Source organism: Bacillus sp. FSL R7-0166, from assembly GCF_038008935.1.
Lineage (GTDB): Bacteria > Bacillota > Bacilli > Bacillales > Bacillaceae > Bacillus > Bacillus altitudinis.
On the sequence record NZ_JBBPAC010000001.1, the window covers coordinates 3267085 to 3287878 of the forward strand.

Here is a 20794-nt window from a genome sequence, read left to right on the forward strand (position 1 = left end):
GAAGTCGAGAAGTCCGATCTGAGCATCGATCGGGCTTTTTCTTTATTTTTTAATTCTAACAGCCGTCTCATATTTATCCTTCCAATACGTACTTGTTTTCATATTGGTAATGACAACGCCATTTGAAACCGTCACATGAATGACTTGATTTGAACCAGCATAAATGGCTGGCATCAACGAAGTCCCTTTAAAAAAGACAAGATCTCCTGGCTTTAGTTCCGATCGTTTCACAGGTGTACCTGCTTTAACTTGTCCCGGCGCATAGCGAGGCATCTCCATTCCAAGCACTTCTTGATAGATATACTGCGTGAATCCTGCTGTATCAAAGCCTTGCTTTGGGCTCGCACCACCTTTTACATAGGGTACTTCTCCAATATACGTAGCGGCTTTTGATACGACTGGGTCTTCTTTCGCTAGTTTCAGCTCAGTTAATCGTTTCGCACCTGTCCATTTCTCACGCCAATACGATTCAGACAAATAAGAAATCGTCACACTTTCCGAACGGCTCGCATGAATAAAGCGGTCTCCTCCGATGTACATGCCTACATGTGAAATTCCTTTTTTATACGTGTTGCTAAAAAAAACAAAATCTCCAGGGCGAATATCGTCTCGTGCCACTTTCTCTCCAACCATCCATTGCTGCTCAGCACTTCTTGGCAAATAAATCCCAAGTGATTTTTCAAATAAATATTGTAAAAAACCTGAACAATCGAATCCTACTTTTGGATCTGATGCCCCGAATACATAAGGGATCCCCAAATATTTCATCGCATCTTTCACAAGTTGATCATCCGACATCTCTTGGGAGACAGGCAGCCGTTTGACCGCATAGAACCGATCAGTCCAATATTTACTTTTGCTGACATCTGTTTTCACCACCCCTTGACTGAGTGTGATGTGGATCACCTGATCATTTCCAGCGTACAAAGCAACGTGCGTCGGGATGTCTTTTGTTTCTTCAAGACTGCGAAAATAGACAAGGTCTCCGGGCTTCGCTTTTTCCCATGATACGTTTTCACCGATTTGGTATTGATCGATCACCTTTCGCGGCAAATCAAATGCACCTGTTGTTTTGTATACATATTGTATAAAACCAGACGCATCAAAGCCCGTTTTCGGATCGATTCCTCCTTTATGATAAGGCGTGCCTATCAGCGTTTCCGCTTGTTTTAAAGGAGATGTTGTTTGAGCAGACACCTCTGTTTGAGACATAAACATGAGTCCTACAATGGCACATCCTCCAAGCAGTATTCCTTTCCATTTCATCCTCTCTTCCTCCTTTCTTTTATAGTTTCGACATGACCCCTTTCATTTTACACCTTTTTCCGTCAAAAAAGAGCACGCCTCGCGTGCTCTTTTCATCATCATTTCTTTATTTACTTGCTTCTGCTTTTGACTGCTTTTGCTGTTCGATTTTCTGCATTTCAACCGAGATCTTTTGTTTCTCATGATCGGTGAGGCTGTCACTAAATTTAAAAGCAGACATAAAGACAAAGACTAAAATTAACGCAACAAACGGCCAGCTTGCTTTAAGGAATTTCATTTTTTATCCTTCCCCTCGTTTTCTTTTAATGTTTGAACTTTATCAGAATGATCGACTTCAAAGAAAATATGTCCGTCTTTTTCTTTCCAATCCGCATTCGTGCCATTTGTCAGCATACGGATAATCGATTTTGATTCAAGAGATCCTGCTTTGACTGGAGCAGGTGTCGCTTCTTTGATGTACATTGGAACCACTTCAAATGTCGCTTTTCCATCTTCATTCAGATGATACTGAACAATGGCAGAATCACGTGTTCTTGACCAGCCTTGGTCAAAAATAAAGTTCCCCAAGCTATAGAAGATCGCTGTTCCGTTATAGACTTCCATCGGCTCAAGAACGTGCGGGTGTGCACCGATAATGATATCAGCACCTGCCTTTGACATCGCTCTTGCCAGCTCTCTTTGTCTGTCGTTTACTTCATTGTTATATTCCTGTCCCCAGTGCGCATGAACAACAACGATATCTGCCTTTTCAGCAGCTTGTGAAATCATCGGAATAAAGATAGATGGATCAGCTGGTAGAATACCTGACTTGCGATTTGTTGCTTTAAAATCTTTTCCATAGACATCTGTAAAACCAAGGGTAGCGATTTTAACGCCATTCACTTCTTTGTATGAAATGTTCTGCTTCGCATCATTGACGTTGCGCCCTGCCCCTGTATAATCCATGTCAGCTTTTTCAAAGGCATCAATCGTGTTATTTAAGCCTTTTTCACCGTAGTCTGCTGCATGGTTATTCGCAAAGTTTAGTACAGAGAAATTCAAATCCTTTAACGCTTGTACAGAATCTTCATCTGTTTTCAAATGAATATTCTTTTGTGCTGCCTGTTCCTTATCTGAAGCCACTGGATGCTCAAAATTCCCAGTTACATAATCTGATACATCAAAATACGGCTTCGCATAGCGGAACAGGTGCTGCTTTCCATAACGGTCTGTTACTTTCTCTACATTTCTTCCAAACATAATATCTCCGACAAACGAAGCGGTCAGGATGTTTTCTGGATTCTTTTCTACAGTTGGTACTTGTGCTTTCCCGATAAATGTAAATAGAAATGTACAAGCAATGACAATAGGTAAAGCAATCAGTACGTGTTTATTCGTCTTTTTCTTTTGGTTCTTTGTGATTTTCAGCAGCTTTTCCTGAAAGCTCAATTTTTTATTCATCATTGGACACACCTTATCTTAAAATAGATAGTAAACATACATGATGGCAAATGTTGCACCACTTAGAAGTAATGTGCTTCCAAGGGTAATCGTAAGACCTTGCTTTTGAATCGTATTCGCAATCAATCCAGGCACGATGATTCCGATTCCGCGGAATTCTGCTATTTCAAACGGAACCACTGGATAGAAGAAATCAAATATGAGCTTTAGGGCAATTCCTGTAATCAGCATCGCCGCAAACTTTCTGCGTCCGTACAAAATCATAAATTTCGATAGACCAAAACGAACGATCACATATGTCAACAAGCTGACAGATAAAACAACTAAAATGAAGACTGGCTGGTTAAAGACGAGCGCCAGATAACCTGGAACAACCAACCCAGCTGGTACGATTCCTGTTTTTTCTGCAAAAATTAAACTGAGTAGAACACCTAAAATTAACGAGATATAAAGATCTGATCCGAACATTTTCTATATTTCCTCCTAGCTGACAAGCTGCTTAATTTTGTATTCTTGAATTTTTTCGATTAAAGGTTCAGCGGCGCCGTGAATATTGCCGACTCCATAAACCACTCGATTATGAAGCTTTTTCTCAAGCATGTTCATAATTTGTTCTGTAGATTGATATTCAAGGTTGTGTAAGTGGTCAGCCGGAATTTTCCCATCCTCAAATGCCTTCACAATTGGATCTGTCGTTTCACCAATTAAGACAAGATCACTTGCTTCAATATAAGGAAGTACATCCTCCGCAAACTGGATCGTTCTATCTACGCGATCCGCACGACAGTTCATGATAATAATCGGTTCATCTGTTGGATACCCAATTTCCTTCACACGCTTCCAAATGTTCAATGTAGATGCTGCGTCATTAGCCGCAAATCCATTTACAAAATGTCCAGGTGTTTTTGCATCCATTAATGGAAGAATTCTCATCGCTCCTGGATCAGGCGGCGCATTTAACATGCCTCTGAATGCCGTATCTTCATCAATTCCCAATGCTTGTGCAACACCAAGTGCAAGTGAAGCATTATCCGGGAACACCATATACTCAAATTTCCGTAAATACTCATCGGTAATCTTGGAATTATCTGCAACAATCACTTCAGTATTGCGTTTTTTCGCAATCTCTTTAAAGAAATCTGTATATTCACTATCCGTAATAACCAAGTGCCCATTGTAAGGAATTGTCGCTGTAAAGGCTTCAGCTATTTCATCAAGAGTTGGCCCCATCACATCCATATGATCTTCAAGAACGTTTACGATCACGCCAATATTCGCTTGAAGCAGCTCTTCCTGAAAGATAATTTGGTAATCTGGATTCACCGCCATACATTCACTGACGATGGCATTTGCTCCTCTTTCAACGGTTTCTCTCATAACTTCTTTCTGCTCTCCGATATTTGGTCCTTGCGGTTTCCTTTTAATCGGTTTCTCTTCTGGCGTATCCCAATAAATCATTCTTGCATCCGTTCCTGTTGTTTTGCCGACAGTTTTATAACCTGCCTCCATTAAGATACCGGTTGTCAATCTTGTAACGGTAGACTTTCCGCGTATACCATTAATATTGACGCGTACCGGCAGGGCATCGATATTTTTCTGATGACGCTTCTTTTCAATAAAGCCAATCCCTAACATGATGACACAGGCTATAACGATTAACCACATCGCTTATCTACATCTCCTTTTTTTATGAGTGTGATATGTAAATTCAATCAACAGTATATAGGTTCAGCATAAAATCACAATCGGTATTATGTAACATAATCTTTCACTTCCTCGTATGCCAAATTCCTCTAATCAGAAGGCGTATTTGCCTACCTCACGCTCAAATGAAAAGGCCAAAAGACGGACAAAATGACGGCTGAATTTCTGCTTCAAACAAGAGAAAGCGTTACCATCAAACAGTGAAAAATCTTTTGTCCTTTTCTCCCTAAATTTTTCGACAATTATTAAGATGTATTTTGAATCAATGTTTTAAAGTCCTTTCATCTCTACGAAATCAGTCATATCAGTGCTTTAAATGAATAGTGCGTGTTTTAGAATATTTTATATTTTTAAATGAACAGGTTAGAAAGTCATCCTCATTGGTCAGAACGCTATGTGTTGACCTATGACAAAGGTCACCTGTCAAAAAATCAAGTCATCTGCTTATTTTCAGGTCACAAAAAATTGGGATAAGATGTCAAAGATTAATCATTTTGTTATAGCCTCTCTTTACGATATTCACTCCTTATGACCTAAACAATGAAACATTATTCATTTCTTTTTATCAAGATTCATCATTTCTTAACATTTTTAATGTGATTTTAGTTGAAAGTTGTCGGTGCATGTCATGCTTTCCCCAAAGATGACGCATAAAATCATCTTCTCGGCTTACACTATGGTTAAAAAATCTGTGAGAGGAGGCTAAAGATGCCAAATACGAATGAGCAAACACGCTTACACTTTTTATCAGGCGGTTTTGAGGAAAAGATTCGGATTCTGAAAAAAGCATTTCAACAAAGCGCTGATTTTGAATACCGGGAATTGATGGTGAATGAAACGAAATCAGTGCTGTTTTTTATTAAAACAAGAGTGGATGAAAGTAAATTAAACAACTTCATTATTGGCAACTTGCTTGGCCCTCCTGGAAAACAGGACTATGCAAAATCTCTTAGTTCACTCGAAACAGGTGACTTGACGCTGATTGTCGACAGCATTATTGCCGGAAGTATTGCCTTCCTTGATGAAAAATCCGCACAGATCAAAATATTTGCTGTTGGGCAGCCGCCGCTGCGTTCCATTTCTGAACCTTCTTCTGAAAGTATTATTGCAGGCGCACATGATGGGTTTGTTGAGAGTTTAGATACCAATTTATATTTGCTGCGTTCACACTTAAATGATCGAAAACTTGCAATCCAGTATCATAAGGTCGGTACAAAATCTGAAACAAAGGTTGCAACGGTTTATATTTCTGATATTGCCAATCAAGAAAAGATAGATGAGGTTAACAAACGAATTTCTTCTATTAAAGTAGACACGCTGCTTAGCCCCGGTTCTATTGTAGAGGCGATTGAAGATGATTCGTATTCCATCTTCCCGCAGCTTATTGACACAGAACGACCTGACAAAGTGAGATCTGCCATTCTTGAAGGAAGAATTGTCGTCTTAATGGATGGCAGCCCAATGGCTATCATTTTGCCTATTACGTTCTTTAGCTTCTTTCAATCACCAGATGACTATAATAGCCGCTGGATTCCGGCTACATTTATTCGTATTCTTCGTTATATTGCCTGTATCATCGCTGTGATTTTGCCTTCTTTTTATATTGCAGTCATCGGCTTTCATTATGAGGTAGTCCCGGATGAATTAGCGATTACGATGAAAAATTCCATTATCGGCATTCCTTTTCCGCCGTTAATTGAAGCAATGCTGATGGAGATTACGATTGAGCTCATACGAGAAGCAGGGGTGCGACTGCCAAAGCCAATTGGTCAGACGATTGGGATTGTAGGCGGTTTGGTGATTGGAGACGCTGTGGTAAAAGCTGGACTCATTTCGAATGTCCTTGTCATTGTTGTTGCCGTGACAGCTGTTGCATCCTTTGTCCTCCCATCCTTTGAAATGACGTCCACCATTCGTATGCTTCGTTTCCCTCTCATGTTTATGGCATCGATGTTTGGGTTTATTGGCATTTCATTCGGCCTGTCGATCGTATTGATGAATTTATGCCGCCTCGAATCACTAGGTGTCCCGTACTTATCACCAGTGGCTCCATTTAACTGGCAGGACTTAAAAGATACTGTGATTCGATTACCGATGTGGATGTACAAAAAGCGCCCTGTTTACTTAAATCCAAAAAAGAAAGAGCAAATTGAAAATTTGAGAGGATGGAAAAATAAAGATGAAAAATAAAATATCTCCACCTCAAGCTGTCTTTTTTATCATTCAATCTCAAATTGGTGTCGGTATTCTAGCCCTGCCTCATTTGCTGATGAAAGACATGGGACACGATGGGTGGATGGCGATTATCTTAGCCTGTTTTTTCATTCAAATCATTAACACCATTTTTATTTACATCATTCAGAAGTATCCTGATATATCATTTTTCCAAGCCTTAATTGAAGTGTTCGGAAAATGGATCGGCCGGACTTTGGTGGCACTATATACGTTATACTTCGCCTCCGTCTGCATTGTTGTTTTATCCATTTTCACAAGAATTCTTGGCATTTGGGTACTGCCGCTCACACCAAATTGGGTCATTAATCTGTTACTGATGATCTCCATCATTTACATTGCAAAGGAGCAAATTACGGCCATTGTCAGGTTTAACTTCGTTTTGACGCCCTTTTTGCTCATGCTCTCTCTCTTAATGCTCTATTCATTAAAAGGAACCAATATCGACTACCTCATGCCTTTTTTCCAAGTGGATCTTTCTCAAGTTTCACTTGGATTAAAAGACGTCGTTCTATCTATGAATGGGTTCGAGATGATCCTCATTATCTCTCCATTGATGAAAGGAACCATTAAGGAACGATATAAAGTCATGACCATTGCCAATATATGCACGACGCTTTACTACCTATTTATTACATTGATTTGTTTTATGTTCTTCAGTCCGATTGAGCTCAATATCATTCCCAACCCAGTTCTTTATCTACTAAAAACCATTTCGTTCGGTGTGATTGAACGGACGGATTTAATTTTCCTTAGTTTCTGGGTATTTGTCATTTTAGCTACACTCAGTAATTACCTTTACTTTTGTGCGAATGGCGTGGCAAGTATTCTTAAGAAAAAAGAACACAAAAAATATGTCTTATATTTTTCCATTTTTATTTATGCGGCTAGCTGTTACCTTGCAACCGATAATTTTAGAATTCAGCGTTTTAATGATTTTACCACCATCGCTCAATATTCATTTATTTACACACTCCCAATCTTTATGGCCATTATCATCTTTATCAAACATCGCAAAGGGAAGGTGAAATCACATGCGTCATAAGTACATACTGACGTTGCTCATGTGTGTGTCTCTCATATTCATGCCTGGCTGCTGGGATCAGAACCTATTAAAGAACATCTCTCTTGTGTTAACCTCTGCTGTTGATCAAGGAGAGGATGACAATGCGAAGTACTCAATCACTTATCGAAAAGTGCAGCAGTCTCAAAGTATGGAACAAGGAAATACAGGTAGCTTTTTAACCACTCTTCTCACAACGGAAGCACCTACTTTAAGAAAAGCAAGAACCAACTTCAGCCGGATTGTGGATCAAAAAATAGACATGTCGAAAATGCGGGTGATGCTAATCGGTGATGAATTTGCCCAAAAGCGTCTTCTGCCCTACTTAGATATGTTTTATCGTGATCCAAAAAGCCCTCTCCTTGCAAATCTTGCCGTTGTTCAAGGGGGAACCTGTGAAGAAGTGATTAACTCGCTGCTGAAGGAAAAACTCATCGTGAGTGACTATTTAAATAACTTAATCACAACTGCATCACGCTCCTCCCAAGTAGCACCTAAAAACATTCAAAGTATTCGATCTAAAATGCTCCAAACTGGAGAAGACTTCACACTGCCGTTGATTCATTTCGATCAATCGAAGAAATTAATCAGTGTAAAAGGGGTTGCTCTATTTGATAATGAGAAGAAGAAAGGCGAGTTGTACGGTCAAGATGCAATTCTGCTCACCGTCATGGACGGAAAAATGGGCAAATATGCCAACTTCACAAAAAAAGTGAGAAGCGACATGAAGTCAAAAGAAAACAATTACATCACCATCCAAGTCACTGATGTGAAGAGAGACATCGAGATTCTGAATCCTGATCATCGAAACTTAACATACTCACTCAAATTTGAATTTAATACTTCTGTCCTTGAGTACCCAAAAGATAATCTAGATACAGACAAAAAAATTGAAATGCTGAACAAAAGACTTTCAACCATCTTGACAAAAGAAGCAGAAAAAATTGTTGCTACATTACAAGAAGCAAATTCTGACGTCTTAAGCCTCGGCAGAAAATACAGAGTCAGACATTATGATGAGTATATGAAAATGAATTGGGTCACCGATTATCCAAAAGTGAAGATCATCCCAAAAATCAAAGTGAACATTACCCAAACGGGCATTATTAGTTAAGAAAAGGAAGACGCCCTCTTTCTTTTCTTTTTTTATTTTTTTAAGATTGTCTTTTTAATGCTTTCGTGATAATCTATCTATGTAAACGGTTACACATCAAAGAAGGGAGGCACTCCATTGGCTACAATTAAAGATGTTGCAAAAGCTGCTCAAGTGTCTGTTGCGACTGTTTCACGCGTGCTTAACGATACTGGATACGTCCATATTGATACGAAAACCCGTGTGACACAAGCGATGCAGGAGCTAAACTACTTCCCCAATGAAGTGGCACGATCCCTTTTTAAAAGAGAATCAAGATTAGTTGGTCTCATCTTACCTGATATCACAAACCCCTTCTTCCCTCAGCTGGCTAGAGGCGTTGAGGATGAGATTCATGCAAACGGTTTTCGCTTATTATTCGGAAACAGTGATGAAGATCGGGAGAAGGAAATGGCCTATTTACAAACCTTTAAGCAAAACCAGGTGGTCGGTGTCATCGCTGTCACAAACGAACCTGAATCGGATTTGTACAATGATGATGAACTGCCTGTTGTCTTCTTAGATCGTACCGTTCCAAATGCGCCTTCTGTGTTTGCAGATGCTACGGCAGGCGGGAAAATGGCTGCAATGGAATTAATCAAACGCGGCAGTCAGCAGATCACATTGCTAAAAGGGCCCGCTCATCTTCAAACGGCGCGGCAAAGATTCAAAGGCGCACTTGATGTTCTGACTGAAGAAGGTGCTAACTTTCATGTGATGTCTAACGCTTCTTTTTCTTTTCAGGAAGCCCGAAAAAGCGCCAAGGCTCTTTTCAAGCTGTACCCTGAAACAGATGGCATCATTGCCAGCAATGACATCGTCGCAGCAGCCGTCGTACACGAAGCACTTCGAATTGGAAAAGCCATTCCAGAAGACGTCCAAATCATTGGATTTGATGATATTCCGCAAAGCGAACTGCTCTTCCCATCTCTATCAACGATCCGGCAGCCTGCCTATGATATGGGGAAAGAAGCCGCAAAGCTGATCATTAAAGCCATTCAAAAACAGCCTATAGATCAAGCAGTTATTCAAATGCCCGTCTCTTTTATTGAACGAGAGACCACAAGAAAGGTGGATTCACAATGAGTCAAATAGTTGTCGTAGGAAGTTGTTCCATGGATCTAGTTGTCACATCGAATAAACGTCCTAGTGCAGGAGAAACCGTCCTAGGCGAATCATTTAAAACGGTCCCTGGGGGAAAAGGAGCCAATCAAGCAGTAGCAAGCGCAAGGCTCGGTGCAGATGTATATATGATCGGCCGAGTTGGTGATGACGCATATGGTCAGGACATTATGAGCAATTTGCAAGCACAAGGTGTTCGCACCACCTATATGAAACCGGTTACCGAAATGGAAAGCGGAACAGCTCATATCATTCTAGCTGAAGGAGATAACAGCATTGTTGTCGTCAAAGGAGCAAACAATGAGGTAACACCTCACTATGTAAAAGATGCTCTTTCTTCTCTTGAAGATATCGGAATCGTCCTTATCCAGCAGGAAATTCCTGAAGAAACAGTCGAAGCCGTCTGCGCCATTTGCAGCGAAAAAGGGATCCCAGTCATCTTAAATCCCGCACCAGCTCGCAAAGTCTCTCAGCAAATATTAGATCAAGCTGCCTATATCACGCCAAACGAACACGAAGCAGCTCTTATGTTTGATGGACTCACCATAGCAGAAGCTTTGCGCCAATATCCAAACAAATTACTCATTACAGAAGGAAAAAATGGTGTTCGTTACTTTGATGGATCAAAAGAAGTGTTGGTACCGGGCTATCCTGTGAAAGCCGTCGACACTACAGGCGCTGGTGATACTTTTAACGGCGCTCTAGCTGTAGCACTGACAGAAGGAAAATCCCTATTCGACGCACTTGCCTTTGCCAACTTAGCCGCATCTATCTCAGTCACAAAATTTGGTGCCCAAGGCGGCATGCCAGCAAGAGAAGAATTGGAGAATAAGAAATGAAGAAAAATGGTATTTTAAATAGTCATATCGCCAAGGTGCTTGCTGATCTTGGTCATACAGATACGATTGTCATCGCAGACTGCGGCCTGCCCATTCCAGAAGGCCCGGTCAAGATCGACCTTGCATTATCCATCGGCACACCATCCTTTCAGGAGGTTACTTCCCTTCTTCTTGAGGAAATGGCCATTGAACACATCACGATCGCCAGTGAAATCAAAGAAGCCAATGAGAGAGATCATTTTTTTCTAAAGAAAGCGTTCTCACATCCGTTAGATGAAGTCGATCACGAGACGTTCAAAGACATGACCAAACAGGCAAAAGCAGTGATTCGAACGGGTGAAGCCACCCCATACGCAAACTGCATTCTTCATGCCGGTGTCATCTTTTAAAAGGAGGAGCCACTTATGAACATTGAAATGCATAACATCCATAAGGCCTTTGGAAAAAACACCGTTCTCGCCGGGGTCTCCTTTGACCTCGTCACAGGTGAAGTCCATGCACTTATGGGTGAAAACGGGGCAGGAAAATCAACGTTAATGAATCTGCTGACAGGACTCTATTCCCTGGATCAAGGAACGATTCAAATCGACGAAAAAGAAACCGCTTTCAAAAATCCGAAAGAAGCCGAGCAGAACGGGATTGCCTTCATTCATCAGGAGCTGAATATATGGCCTGATATGACGGTACTCGAGAATTTATTTATCGGGAAAGAAATCTATACAAAACTTGGTCTCCTAGACACCAAAAAAATGAAAACACTCGCCCAAGCGCAGCTCGACCGATTGTCTGTCAACTTATCGCTCGATCAAGAGGCAGGAAGCTGTTCTGTCGGCCAAAAGCAGATGATTGAGATTGCGAAAGCGTTAATGACCGATGCAAAGGTCATTATTATGGATGAACCAACAGCTGCTCTCACAGACCGTGAGATTGAAAAGCTATTTCAGGTCATTGAATCACTCAAAAAAGAAGGCGTTTCCATCGTCTACATTTCTCACCGGATGGAAGAAATCTTTGCCATCTGTGACCGGATTACGATCATGCGTGACGGAAAAACGGTCGATACGAAAGCGATACCGGACACGAATTTCCATGAAGTCGTCAAAAAAATGGTCGGCCGCGAATTAACAGATCGTTACCCTGAGCGCACACCTTCTACTGGTGATATCGTCCTAGAGGTGAAGCAAGCAACGAGGAAAGGCCGCTTTCAAGATGTCAGTTTTTCCGTCAAAGCTGGGGAAATTGTCGGTGTTGCAGGCTTAATGGGCGCTGGCCGGACAGAAATGATGCGGTCGCTCTTTGGACTCGATCCCCTGGATCAAGGAGAAATTTGGGTTCATGGGAAAAAGGCTGTTATTAAAAAACCAAGTGATGCGGTCAAGCTTGGCATCGGTTTTATTACGGAGGATCGCAAAGATGAAGGACTGATGCTAGATGCATCCATTCGGGAAAACATCGGGTTACCTAACTTAGACAGCTTCTCTCCAAAGGGGCTGATTGATAAGAAAAACGAACAGGATTTTGTTGACCTGCTCATCAAACGACTCACGATCAAAACCGCTTCATCTGAAATCTCTGCACGCAGCCTGTCCGGTGGAAATCAGCAAAAGGTCGTCATCGCCAAATGGATCGGCATTCAACCGAAGGTGCTGATTTTAGATGAACCGACAAGAGGTGTCGACGTCGGGGCGAAACGAGAAATTTATCAGCTCATGAACGAGCTGACAGATCGAGGTGTTGCCATTTTGATGGTCTCCTCTGAGCTCCCAGAAGTTCTTGGGATGAGCGATCGAGTGCTTGTCATCCATGAAGGAACCATCAGCGGAGAATTAAGTAAAACAGAAGCTACACAAGAACGAATTATGACACTAGCTACAGGAGGGAAGTAACATGAAACCACTTACTTCAAATGGACGATTTGATCACATCATGCAAAAGCTTGGGCCATTCTTAGGACTCATCATCCTTGTCGCCATTGTTTCTATCTTAAATCCGGCCTTTTTAGAACCATTAAACATTTTAAACTTACTCAGACAAATCTCCATTAACGCCCTCATTGCCTTTGGCATGACATTTGTTATTTTAACCGGAGGAATTGATTTGTCTGTCGGTGCCATTCTAGCGCTGTCTAGTGCTCTGACTGCCGGCTTTATTGTATCTGGTTTGGACCCGATTCTTGCCATCATCGTTGGATGTATCATCGGTGCCATCCTTGGAATGATCAACGGTCTTTTAATCACAAAAGGAAAAATGGCTCCTTTTATCGCAACACTTGCGACGATGACGATTTTCAGAGGATTGACGCTTGTTTATACAGACGGAAACCCAATTACAGGGCTTGGCTCTAACTATGCATTTCAGCTATTTGGCCGTGGATATTTCTTAGGCATTCCTGTTCCAGCGATCACCATGCTTCTCACCTTTATCGTACTCTGGGTCTTGCTTCATAAAACACCTTTTGGCAGAAGAACGTATGCCATTGGCGGAAATGAAAAAGCAGCCCTCATCTCAGGTATTAAAGTACCACGCGTCAAAATCATGATTTATTCCTTAGCCGGCTTTATGTCTGCTTTAGCAGGTGCGATCTTAACATCTCGTCTCAACTCAGCCCAGCCAACAGCTGGTACGTCGTATGAACTTGATGCAATTGCTGCCGTTGTACTTGGCGGGACAAGCCTATCCGGCGGAAGAGGGCGAATTGTCGGCACACTCATCGGGGTACTCATTATCGGGGTCTTGAACAATGGTATGAACTTACTTGGTGTTTCATCATTCTATCAGTCTGTTGTGAAAGGGATTGTCATCTTAATTGCAGTCCTACTCGACAGAAAGAAATCTGCTTAAGGAGGCAGCTGCTATGAAAAAATATGTAATCCTGATCGTGACTCTCTCACTATTCATGCTTTCTGCCTGCTCGCTTGAACCGCCAGAGTGGGCCAAATCAACAAAGGATGGCAAGAAAAAAGACATGAAAATCGGACTGTCGATCTCGACTTTAAATAACCCATTCTTCGTTTCTCTTAAAAACGGCGTGACAAAAGAAGCGAAAAAGCTTGGCATCGAAGTTGTCATTGCCGATGCACAAAATGATTCAGCCAAACAAACGAGTGATGTAGAAGATTTAATTCAACAAGGGGTTGATGCATTACTCATTAACCCAGCCGATTCCTCTGCCATATCAACGGCTGTCGAATCTGCGAATGCTTCAGACATACCGGTCATCACATTAGACCGTTCGGCAGAAAGCGGAAAGGTTGAAGCGCTCGTTGCTTCCGATAACATCAAAGGCGGCGAAATGGCCGCTAACTTTATCATCGACAAAGTCGGTAAAGGAGCAAAAGTGGCTGAACTAGAAGGTGTACCAGGTGCTTCTGCGACACGTGAACGAGGAAAAGGTTTCCATCAAATTGCAGACAAACAGTTAGATGTCACAGCAAAACAAGCCGCTGACTTCGACCGGACAAAAGGGCTCAACGTGATGGAAAACCTTCTTCAAGGAAACCCTGACATCAAAGCCGTTTTTGCCCACAATGATGAAATGGCGCTTGGCGCACTAGAGGCCATCCAAAGCTCTGGAAAAGACATTCTTGTCGTTGGTTTTGACGGTAACGAAGATGCACTCAACTCGATCAAAGCAGGAAAACTATCTGCAACAGTCGCGCAGCAGCCAGAGCTGATCGGTCAACTGGCAGTCGGCGCTGCGGACGATGTATTAAAAGGCAAAAAGGTAGAAAAAAATATCGCCGCTCCATTGAAACTAGAACAAAAGAAATAAACACTAAACCCCCGATAGCCTCGGGGGTTTTAGATTGTAGACAAAGGCTGAAATGAACTTTATTTTAGCACTTTGTTTTCTTTTCAGCGTAATAGAAAACCTTTGCAGTCTAGGAAGGACGAGGACCGGAGCAGAGCGAATTGACATTCGTGAGCACCGAAGCGCAGGACTGACAAAGAATGCGAGGGTTTGTCTACACGCTGGACCCCCGATAGCCTCGGGGGTTTTAGATGTTATTCCGGTCTCTTCAGTACAAATGGCGTACCTAAATGGGCATAATCATTCCCCGCTAAACGTGCAACTGGCTTTAATTCATTCGTAAAAATATATCCTTTTTCCGCATCATAGACGGATTCATCTAAATGCGCACACACCACCCGGCCAATGATATGATCGACTGTGATCTCCCCTTCATCATTTTGAAAGGTCAGATGTTTTTCCAGCTGACATTCAAAGCGAATGCGTGCTTCCTTGATTCCTGGCACTGACACCACGCTGCTCTTCACTTGATGAAGACCGGTACGAGTCAGCTCACTCTCATCCTCTGGCAAAGTAGCAGCTGTTTCATTAATATCTTCAATCATCGCTTCATCACTCACATGGACAACAAATTCTTCCCTGTCGATGATATGTTTTGCTGTATCTTTCATCTCTCCTTGACGACGTCCAATAGAAACAGCGATCAGCGGAGGATGGCCGCTAATGACATTAAAGAAACTAAATGGTGCAGCATTGACGACTTCTTCTTTAGAAAGGCTTGTAATAAATGCAATGGGTCTTGGAACGACGGAACCAGATAATACTTTATATGCTTCTTTTCGTGACAACTGATCCATTTGTAATGTAATCACTTCAGACACGCCTCCTCTTATATGTAACGACATCATACCATACCCCGTTCTCTCTTCCCTTATTCCGGCTCAGCACGATGGAGAATATGATGGACAAGATGAAACAATGCCGGATTATGATTTTCTCGTCTATAAGAAATGGTCCATTCCGCGAGTAGCTGCTCACCTTCAATTGACCGATACACCACATCTAAATTAAATAAACGCCGGGCCGATGTTGGAATGATAGCAATTCCGATTCCCGCTGTGACAAGACCAATGACCATTTGATATTCTGCTGCTTCCTGCACGATATTGGGTGAAAATCCGTACTTTTCACAAAGTAGGACAAAATGCTGATAAAGGGACGGCCATGATTCCTTTGATAAAGAAATAATCGGCTCATCACGAATATCTTCAATCGTGACCGCTTCTTTTTCCGCCAGCGGATGGTTTTTCGGAATCGCAAAAATACATTCACTTTGCTTCATTAAACGACTGACCAATTCTTCTTGCGGTGATGTAGGATGCAAAAAACCAATATCAATCTCACCATTCAAAAGCGCCTCAAGCTGCTGCGGGACAGAGAGCTGTTGCAGCTCAATACTGACAGAGGGGTACAGCTCTCTGAATTCACGGACAACTGGCGGCAGAATATCATATGTCGCTGTACCAACGAAACCGATGATAATCTTCCCAAGCTCCCCTCTTGCCGTATGCCGGGCATGATCAACGGCTTTATCAAGCTGATGCAGCACCCCCCGGACCTCATGTAAAAAAACCTTTCCAGCAGCTGTTAACTCCACCACCCGTTTAGACCGGTGAAACAAAGGAAATCCCAATTCTTCCTCAAACTGCTTAATTTGCTGACTAAGTGGAGGCTGTGTCATGTTCAATCGTGCGGCCGCTCTGCCGAAATGCAGCTCCTCCGCGACTGTGACAAAATACTGCAAATGTCTCAGTTCCATCCTTTCACTCCTCAAACACTTATTCGTGAAACATATTAAAACTACGTTAAACATATATTGGAAAATTTATTTTGTGAAATGTATAGTAAATCATATCATGAAAATATATTTTCATAAAAAATTTTACTTGCCGAAAGGAGTGCGGGGTAAATGAATTCTCAAACACAACCCCTAACAAAACGAGGAGCAGAGTTGATTGTTGATACGCTCATTGCCCAAGGTGTGACCCATGTTTTTGCGATTCCAGGTGCAAAAATTGATGCAGTATTTGATGTATTAAAAGACAGAGGTCCAGAGCTTGTGCTATGCAGACACGAACAAAATGCGGCATTCATGGCAGCAGCTGTCGGTCGTTTAACTGGCAAACCAGGCGTTTGTCTCGTCACATCAGGTCCTGGCGCATCCAATTTAGCGACAGGTCTATTAACAGCCAATACAGAAGGTGACCCTGTTGTTGCAATTGCTGGAAACGTCATCCGTGCGGATCGACTCAAACGAACACATCAATCACTCGACAATGCGGCATTATTCAAACCAGTGACAAAATATAGCGTTGAAGTACAAGACGTAAACAATATACCAGAAGCATTAACAAATGCTTTTCGCGCGGCACAAAGAGGTCAAGCTGGAGCAGCATTTATCAGCTTTCCACAAGATGTCGTGACCGAACACACCACACAAACACCAGTGTCTGCTCACCCTTCTCCAGAACTAGGTCCTGCACCGGATGCTCTCATCAGTTCGGCCATCGCCAAAATTCAAAATGCGCACTTACCTGTTGCAATTGTGGGAATGAAAGCTAGCCGTCCAGCTGCGGCAAATGCGACAAGAACATTATTAAAAACACTTGGTATCCCATTTGTCGAAACGTACCAAGGAGCCGGCGTTCTCTCAAGAGAGCTTGAGCCTCAATATGTGGGCAGAATCGGCTTATTCCGTAATCAGCCAGGGGACCTTCTCATTGAGAAAGCGGATGTGATTTTAACTATTGGCTTTGATCCAATCGAATACGATCCGAAGCATTGGAATTTGAAACCGCAGCAGCGTCACATCATCCATGTAGATGACATGCAGGCAGATATTGACCATTTCTATGAACCGACGCTTGAGCTTGTGGGCAATATATCTGAAACGGTGCAACATCTAGCCCACGACAGCGTTCCACTTTCATTATGCAAAAAGAACGTAGATCTGGTCACAGAATTACAAGAGCTGTTAAGTGATATCGAAAAAGCACCAGAAAGAGAAAGTCATTTATCACACCCGCTGGATGTCATTCATACGTTGAGACGTATCATCCCAGATGACACGAAAGTGACATGTGATATCGGATCTCATGCCATTTGGATGTCTCGCCACTTCCGTGTTTATGAACCGAACACGTTCCTAGTGAGTAACGGAATGCAAACACTTGGCGTGGCATTACCATGGGCAATTGCAGCCTCCATATTGAATCCAGATGAAAAGATCATTTCAGTCTCAGGTGATGGCGGTTTTCTCTTCTCCGCCATGGAATTAGAAACAGCCGTGCGCATGAAAACAAATCTCGTTCATCTCGTTTGGAACGACAGCACATACGATATGGTGGCATTCCAGCAGGAAATGAAGTATGACCGTACGTCTTGTGTTGAGTTCGGTCAGATCGACTTAGTGAAATATGCAGAAAGCTTTGGAGCAACTGGATTACGTGTCAACTCACCTGAAGAGCTTTCAACTGTCCTTCAAAAGGGTATAAACATAGAAGGACCCGTTATTATTGATATTCCGATAGACTATCAAGACAACCCAGACCTCGCCAGTCAAAAATGGCCAGAAGTCTTTCGTGAAAAACACACAACGAACGTCAGATAAGACTTCGATACATTACTTTAAAGGAGTGAGCGGATATGGGTATGATGCACCCAATGAATCAACAAAACAACACAATACCGCAGGACAAAAAGCAAGAGGTCTATCAAGTATCAACCATGACCTCCTTGCTGGAAGCCGTATACGATGGAGATTTCTCCCTATCACATATTCCCGAGCACGGTGATTTTGGCATTGGCACATTCAATCAATTAGATGGGGAACTAATCGGCTTTGATGGCGCTTTTTATCGACTGCGCTCTGATGGAACAGCCACACCAGTAACCGATCAAGATTATTCACCATTCTGCTCTCTAGCATTCTTTGAAACGGACATCGTTCATCGAATTGATGCACCGATGACGTCCAAAGAGCTAGAGGAAGAAATCGACCGAATCTTACCAAGCAAAAATGTCTTTTATGCGATCCGCATCGATGGGTCATTCAAAAAGGTTCAAACCCGTACGGTTGAAAAACAGGAAAAACCTTACGTTCCGATGGTGGAAGCAGTCAAGTCACAGCCTATTTTCGATTTTGAAAATATTCGCGGGACGATCGCAGGCTTCCGTACACCACAGTACGCACATGGCATTGCGGTAAGCGGATATCATCTCCACTTTATTGATGATGATCGCAGCGTAGGCGGGCATGTATTTGATTACACTGTGGATCAAGTGACCATTCGAATTTCCCAAAAACGTCACATGAATTTACACCTTCCAAATACGCAGGAGTTCTTCCAAGCAGACATTGATCGTGCTGACCTTGCACAACAAATTGCCAGTGCGGAAAGCAGCCCAGAAAAATAAAATGAACACACCCCGGTGATACTGGGGTGTTTTTTCATGCAAAAAGATATGTTATCTTCTTTTATTATTTCATTTCGTTACTCAATTAAAAATCAAACATTCTATTCGTAATAAAATATGATAGAATATCAACAGAAGAAAGGTGGTTATACGGTGGCACATGAATATCGCATTCCAAACTTAACATTAGATGAAAGAGATAAACAAATTCTTTCCTTATTACACGAGGACGGGCGTATGTCCTACACGGATCTAGGGAAACAAGTCGGCCTTTCCCGTGTTGCTGTACAAGCCCGTATTCAGCAGCTCATTGAAGCAGGTGTCATTGAACGATTCACCGCTGTCATTAATCCAGCAAAGATCGGCATTCATGTCTCTGTCTTTTTTAACGTAGAGGTTGAGCCGAAATGTTTAGAAACAGTCGCCCTTCAGCTTGAGCAGGAAACAGCCGTCACAAGCCTTTATCATATGACAGGACCAAGCAAACTGCATATGCATGGCATTTTTCAAAATGAACAGGAAATGGAGACGTTCCTGACAAAGAAGCTGTACCCGCTTGAAGGCGTCGTCAGTGTTGACTGTCAAATGCTCATTAAACGATACAAAAGCCGAATGGGCATGAAATTGTAGATAGGAGTTGAACCACTTGCAATCATATCTTGAACTCATGATCGCCATGGTGCGAACCGGTATTCTGGGATTTGGCGGAGGACCTTCTGTGATCCCGCTCATTCGCCATGAAGCGGTCGTCAAATACAAATGGATCAATGATGACAAATTTGGAGAAACACTCGCCATCGCCAACGCATTACCTGGACCGATTGCTACGAAAATGTCGGCATACCTCGGCTATCGATTAAAAGGTGTATCTGGCGCCATTGTTGCAACAGCTGCACATATTTTACCGACATGTCTCGCTATGGTGGCACTTGTTACACTTGTCAGCGTCTTAAGCTCTTCAGTCATCATTCAAAATATGATCGGTGCTGTGACACCAGTGATTGCCGTTCTGTTAGGAATGATGGCATATGAATTTGGACAAAAAGCGTTGAAGGGCTTCGGCATGATCTTCGGAATCGCCCTATTCCTTTTGGCATTTGTCGGTCTTCAAGTACTCTCGATTCATCCAGGAATCATTGTCATCATCTTTTTATGTTATGGTGCCTTTCATTTTAGACTGAAAGATCGCTGGAATCGAACAAATAAAGAGAAAGGAGTGTCTTCGTGATGCTGATTCTCTTTTTATTCTGGGCATTCTTCTTATCCAATCTGTTAGGGTATGGTGGAGGACCTGCCTCCATTCCACTCAATTATGAAGAAATCGTCAATCATTTTCATTGGATGACAAACGAAGGGTTCTCCAATATGCTCGCATTAGCCAACGCACTTCCAGGTCCAATCGCTACGAAAATTGCGGCTTATGTAGGCTATGATGTCATGGGATGGCCAGGCTTTATCGTTGCACTGCTTGCGACGGTCCTACCGTCTGCTATTGGATTGATTTTATTGCTAAAACTCATTGATCGTTTTCGCCAATCTTCTGTCGTCAAAGGCATGACTCTATCTGTACAGCCTGTCATTGCGATGATGATGCTTTTATTAACATGGGAAATTGGCGGAGATGCCGTGAAAGCCATTGGCTGGACGCAATCACTTGCCATTGCCGCCATTTCATTTTTCTTTATGACCAAATTCAAATTGCACCCTGCTTTTCTAATAGTGGCTGCATTTTTATATGGCGGATTCATTCTTCCGCATTAACGCAAAAA

The 20794-nt window shown here is 42.3% G+C and carries 21 protein-coding genes; 14 read left to right on the plus strand and 7 right to left on the minus strand.

Features of this window, described 5'->3' with window-relative positions; translation table 11 throughout:
• Positions 1-42: 42 nt before the first annotated feature.
• The 5 genes from NST01_RS16965 to pgsB form a co-directional block, all read right to left on the minus strand.
• On the minus strand, positions 43-1266 hold the full coding sequence (locus NST01_RS16965; RefSeq protein WP_035389736.1) for a C40 family peptidase: 1224 nt from the start codon (positions 1264-1266) through the stop codon (positions 43-45).
• Between the two features lie 106 nt (positions 1267-1372).
• Positions 1373-1543 carry a hypothetical protein gene (locus NST01_RS16970; RefSeq protein ID WP_008343253.1) on the minus strand — a complete coding sequence of 57 codons (171 nt, stop codon included), beginning with the start codon at positions 1541-1543 and terminating at the stop codon, positions 1373-1375.
• On the minus strand, positions 1540-2706 hold the full coding sequence (locus NST01_RS16975; protein WP_241511559.1) for a CapA family protein: 1167 nt from the start codon (positions 2704-2706) through the stop codon (positions 1540-1542). Before NST01_RS16975 ends, NST01_RS16970 begins: the two co-directional genes overlap by 4 nt.
• An 18-nt stretch (positions 2707-2724) precedes the next feature.
• The gene (gene pgsC, locus NST01_RS16980; RefSeq protein ID WP_007497520.1) at positions 2725-3174 is read right to left on the minus strand and encodes a poly-gamma-glutamate biosynthesis protein PgsC; all 450 of its coding nucleotides are present in this window, start codon (positions 3172-3174) and stop codon (positions 2725-2727) included.
• Between the two features lie 15 nt (positions 3175-3189).
• Complete coding sequence (gene pgsB / locus NST01_RS16985) at positions 3190-4371, minus strand: poly-gamma-glutamate synthase PgsB (protein ID WP_007497522.1); 1182 nt, start codon at positions 4369-4371, stop codon at positions 3190-3192.
• A 747-nt stretch (positions 4372-5118) separates the two neighbouring features.
• Here pgsB and NST01_RS16990 point away from each other — a divergent pair.
• From NST01_RS16990 to rbsB, 9 genes are all read left to right on the plus strand, one after another.
• Positions 5119-6600, plus strand: a complete 1482-nt coding sequence (locus NST01_RS16990) for a spore germination protein (protein WP_017368177.1) — start codon at positions 5119-5121, stop codon at positions 6598-6600.
• Positions 6590-7687 carry a GerAB/ArcD/ProY family transporter gene (locus tag NST01_RS16995; protein WP_060832711.1) on the plus strand — a complete coding sequence of 366 codons (1098 nt, stop codon included), beginning with the start codon at positions 6590-6592 and terminating at the stop codon, positions 7685-7687. The genes NST01_RS16990 and NST01_RS16995 overlap by 11 nt, the downstream gene beginning before the upstream one ends.
• Positions 7677-8819 carry a Ger(x)C family spore germination protein gene (locus NST01_RS17000; RefSeq protein ID WP_341042254.1) on the plus strand — a complete coding sequence of 381 codons (1143 nt, stop codon included), beginning with the start codon at positions 7677-7679 and terminating at the stop codon, positions 8817-8819. Before NST01_RS16995 ends, NST01_RS17000 begins: the two co-directional genes overlap by 11 nt.
• Positions 8820-8936: 117 nt before the next feature.
• Positions 8937-9923: a LacI family DNA-binding transcriptional regulator gene (locus tag NST01_RS17005; RefSeq protein ID WP_008343265.1), complete on the plus strand. Its 987-nt coding sequence runs from the start codon at positions 8937-8939 to the stop codon at positions 9921-9923.
• Positions 9920-10798, plus strand: coding sequence for a ribokinase (rbsK, locus tag NST01_RS17010; protein WP_046526704.1), 879 nt, complete (start codon positions 9920-9922; stop codon positions 10796-10798). Before NST01_RS17005 ends, rbsK begins: the two co-directional genes overlap by 4 nt.
• Positions 10795-11187: a D-ribose pyranase gene (gene rbsD / locus NST01_RS17015; RefSeq protein WP_074041793.1), complete on the plus strand. Its 393-nt coding sequence runs from the start codon at positions 10795-10797 to the stop codon at positions 11185-11187. Before rbsK ends, rbsD begins: the two co-directional genes overlap by 4 nt.
• A gap of 15 nt (positions 11188-11202) precedes the next feature.
• Positions 11203-12684 (plus strand): sugar ABC transporter ATP-binding protein, encoded by a 1482-nt coding sequence (locus NST01_RS17020; RefSeq protein WP_008343268.1) that lies wholly within the window; start codon positions 11203-11205, stop codon positions 12682-12684.
• Between the two features lies 1 nt (position 12685).
• Positions 12686-13639 carry a ribose ABC transporter permease RbsC gene (rbsC, locus tag NST01_RS17025; protein WP_008343271.1) on the plus strand — a complete coding sequence of 318 codons (954 nt, stop codon included), beginning with the start codon at positions 12686-12688 and terminating at the stop codon, positions 13637-13639.
• A gap of 13 nt (positions 13640-13652) precedes the next feature.
• Positions 13653-14570 (plus strand): ribose ABC transporter substrate-binding protein RbsB, encoded by a 918-nt coding sequence (gene rbsB, locus NST01_RS17030; protein ID WP_008343273.1) that lies wholly within the window; start codon positions 13653-13655, stop codon positions 14568-14570.
• Between the two features lie 233 nt (positions 14571-14803).
• Here rbsB and NST01_RS17035 read toward each other — a convergent pair whose 3' ends face one another.
• Both NST01_RS17035 and alsR read right to left on the minus strand, forming a co-directional pair.
• Positions 14804-15421: a flavin reductase family protein gene (locus NST01_RS17035; protein WP_008343275.1), complete on the minus strand. Its 618-nt coding sequence runs from the start codon at positions 15419-15421 to the stop codon at positions 14804-14806.
• Positions 15422-15480: 59 nt separating this feature from the next.
• The gene (gene alsR / locus NST01_RS17040) at positions 15481-16368 is read right to left on the minus strand and encodes an acetoin biosynthesis transcriptional regulator AlsR (protein ID WP_008343276.1); all 888 of its coding nucleotides are present in this window, start codon (positions 16366-16368) and stop codon (positions 15481-15483) included.
• Positions 16369-16518: 150 nt separating this feature from the next.
• Here alsR and alsS point away from each other — a divergent pair, with 150 nt between their 5' ends.
• The 5 genes from alsS to NST01_RS17065 all read left to right on the plus strand — a co-directional run bounded on the left by alsS (position 16519) and on the right by NST01_RS17065 (position 20786).
• Positions 16519-18219, plus strand: a complete 1701-nt coding sequence (gene alsS, locus NST01_RS17045) for an acetolactate synthase AlsS (RefSeq protein ID WP_017368183.1) — start codon at positions 16519-16521, stop codon at positions 18217-18219.
• 44 nt (positions 18220-18263) lie between these two features.
• A complete protein-coding gene (gene budA / locus NST01_RS17050; protein ID WP_370529243.1) occupies positions 18264-19025 on the plus strand; it encodes an acetolactate decarboxylase in 762 nt (253 codons plus the stop codon).
• 153 nt (positions 19026-19178) lie between these two features.
• Complete coding sequence (locus NST01_RS17055; protein ID WP_017360010.1) at positions 19179-19655, plus strand: Lrp/AsnC family transcriptional regulator; 477 nt, start codon at positions 19179-19181, stop codon at positions 19653-19655.
• Positions 19656-19692: 37 nt separating this feature from the next.
• Positions 19693-20253 (plus strand): chromate transporter, encoded by a 561-nt coding sequence (locus NST01_RS17060; RefSeq protein ID WP_058337158.1) that lies wholly within the window; start codon positions 19693-19695, stop codon positions 20251-20253.
• Positions 20253-20786, plus strand: a complete 534-nt coding sequence (locus NST01_RS17065) for a chromate transporter (RefSeq protein ID WP_007497548.1) — start codon at positions 20253-20255, stop codon at positions 20784-20786. Before NST01_RS17060 ends, NST01_RS17065 begins: the two co-directional genes overlap by 1 nt.
• The last annotated feature ends 8 nt before the right edge of the window (positions 20787-20794 follow it).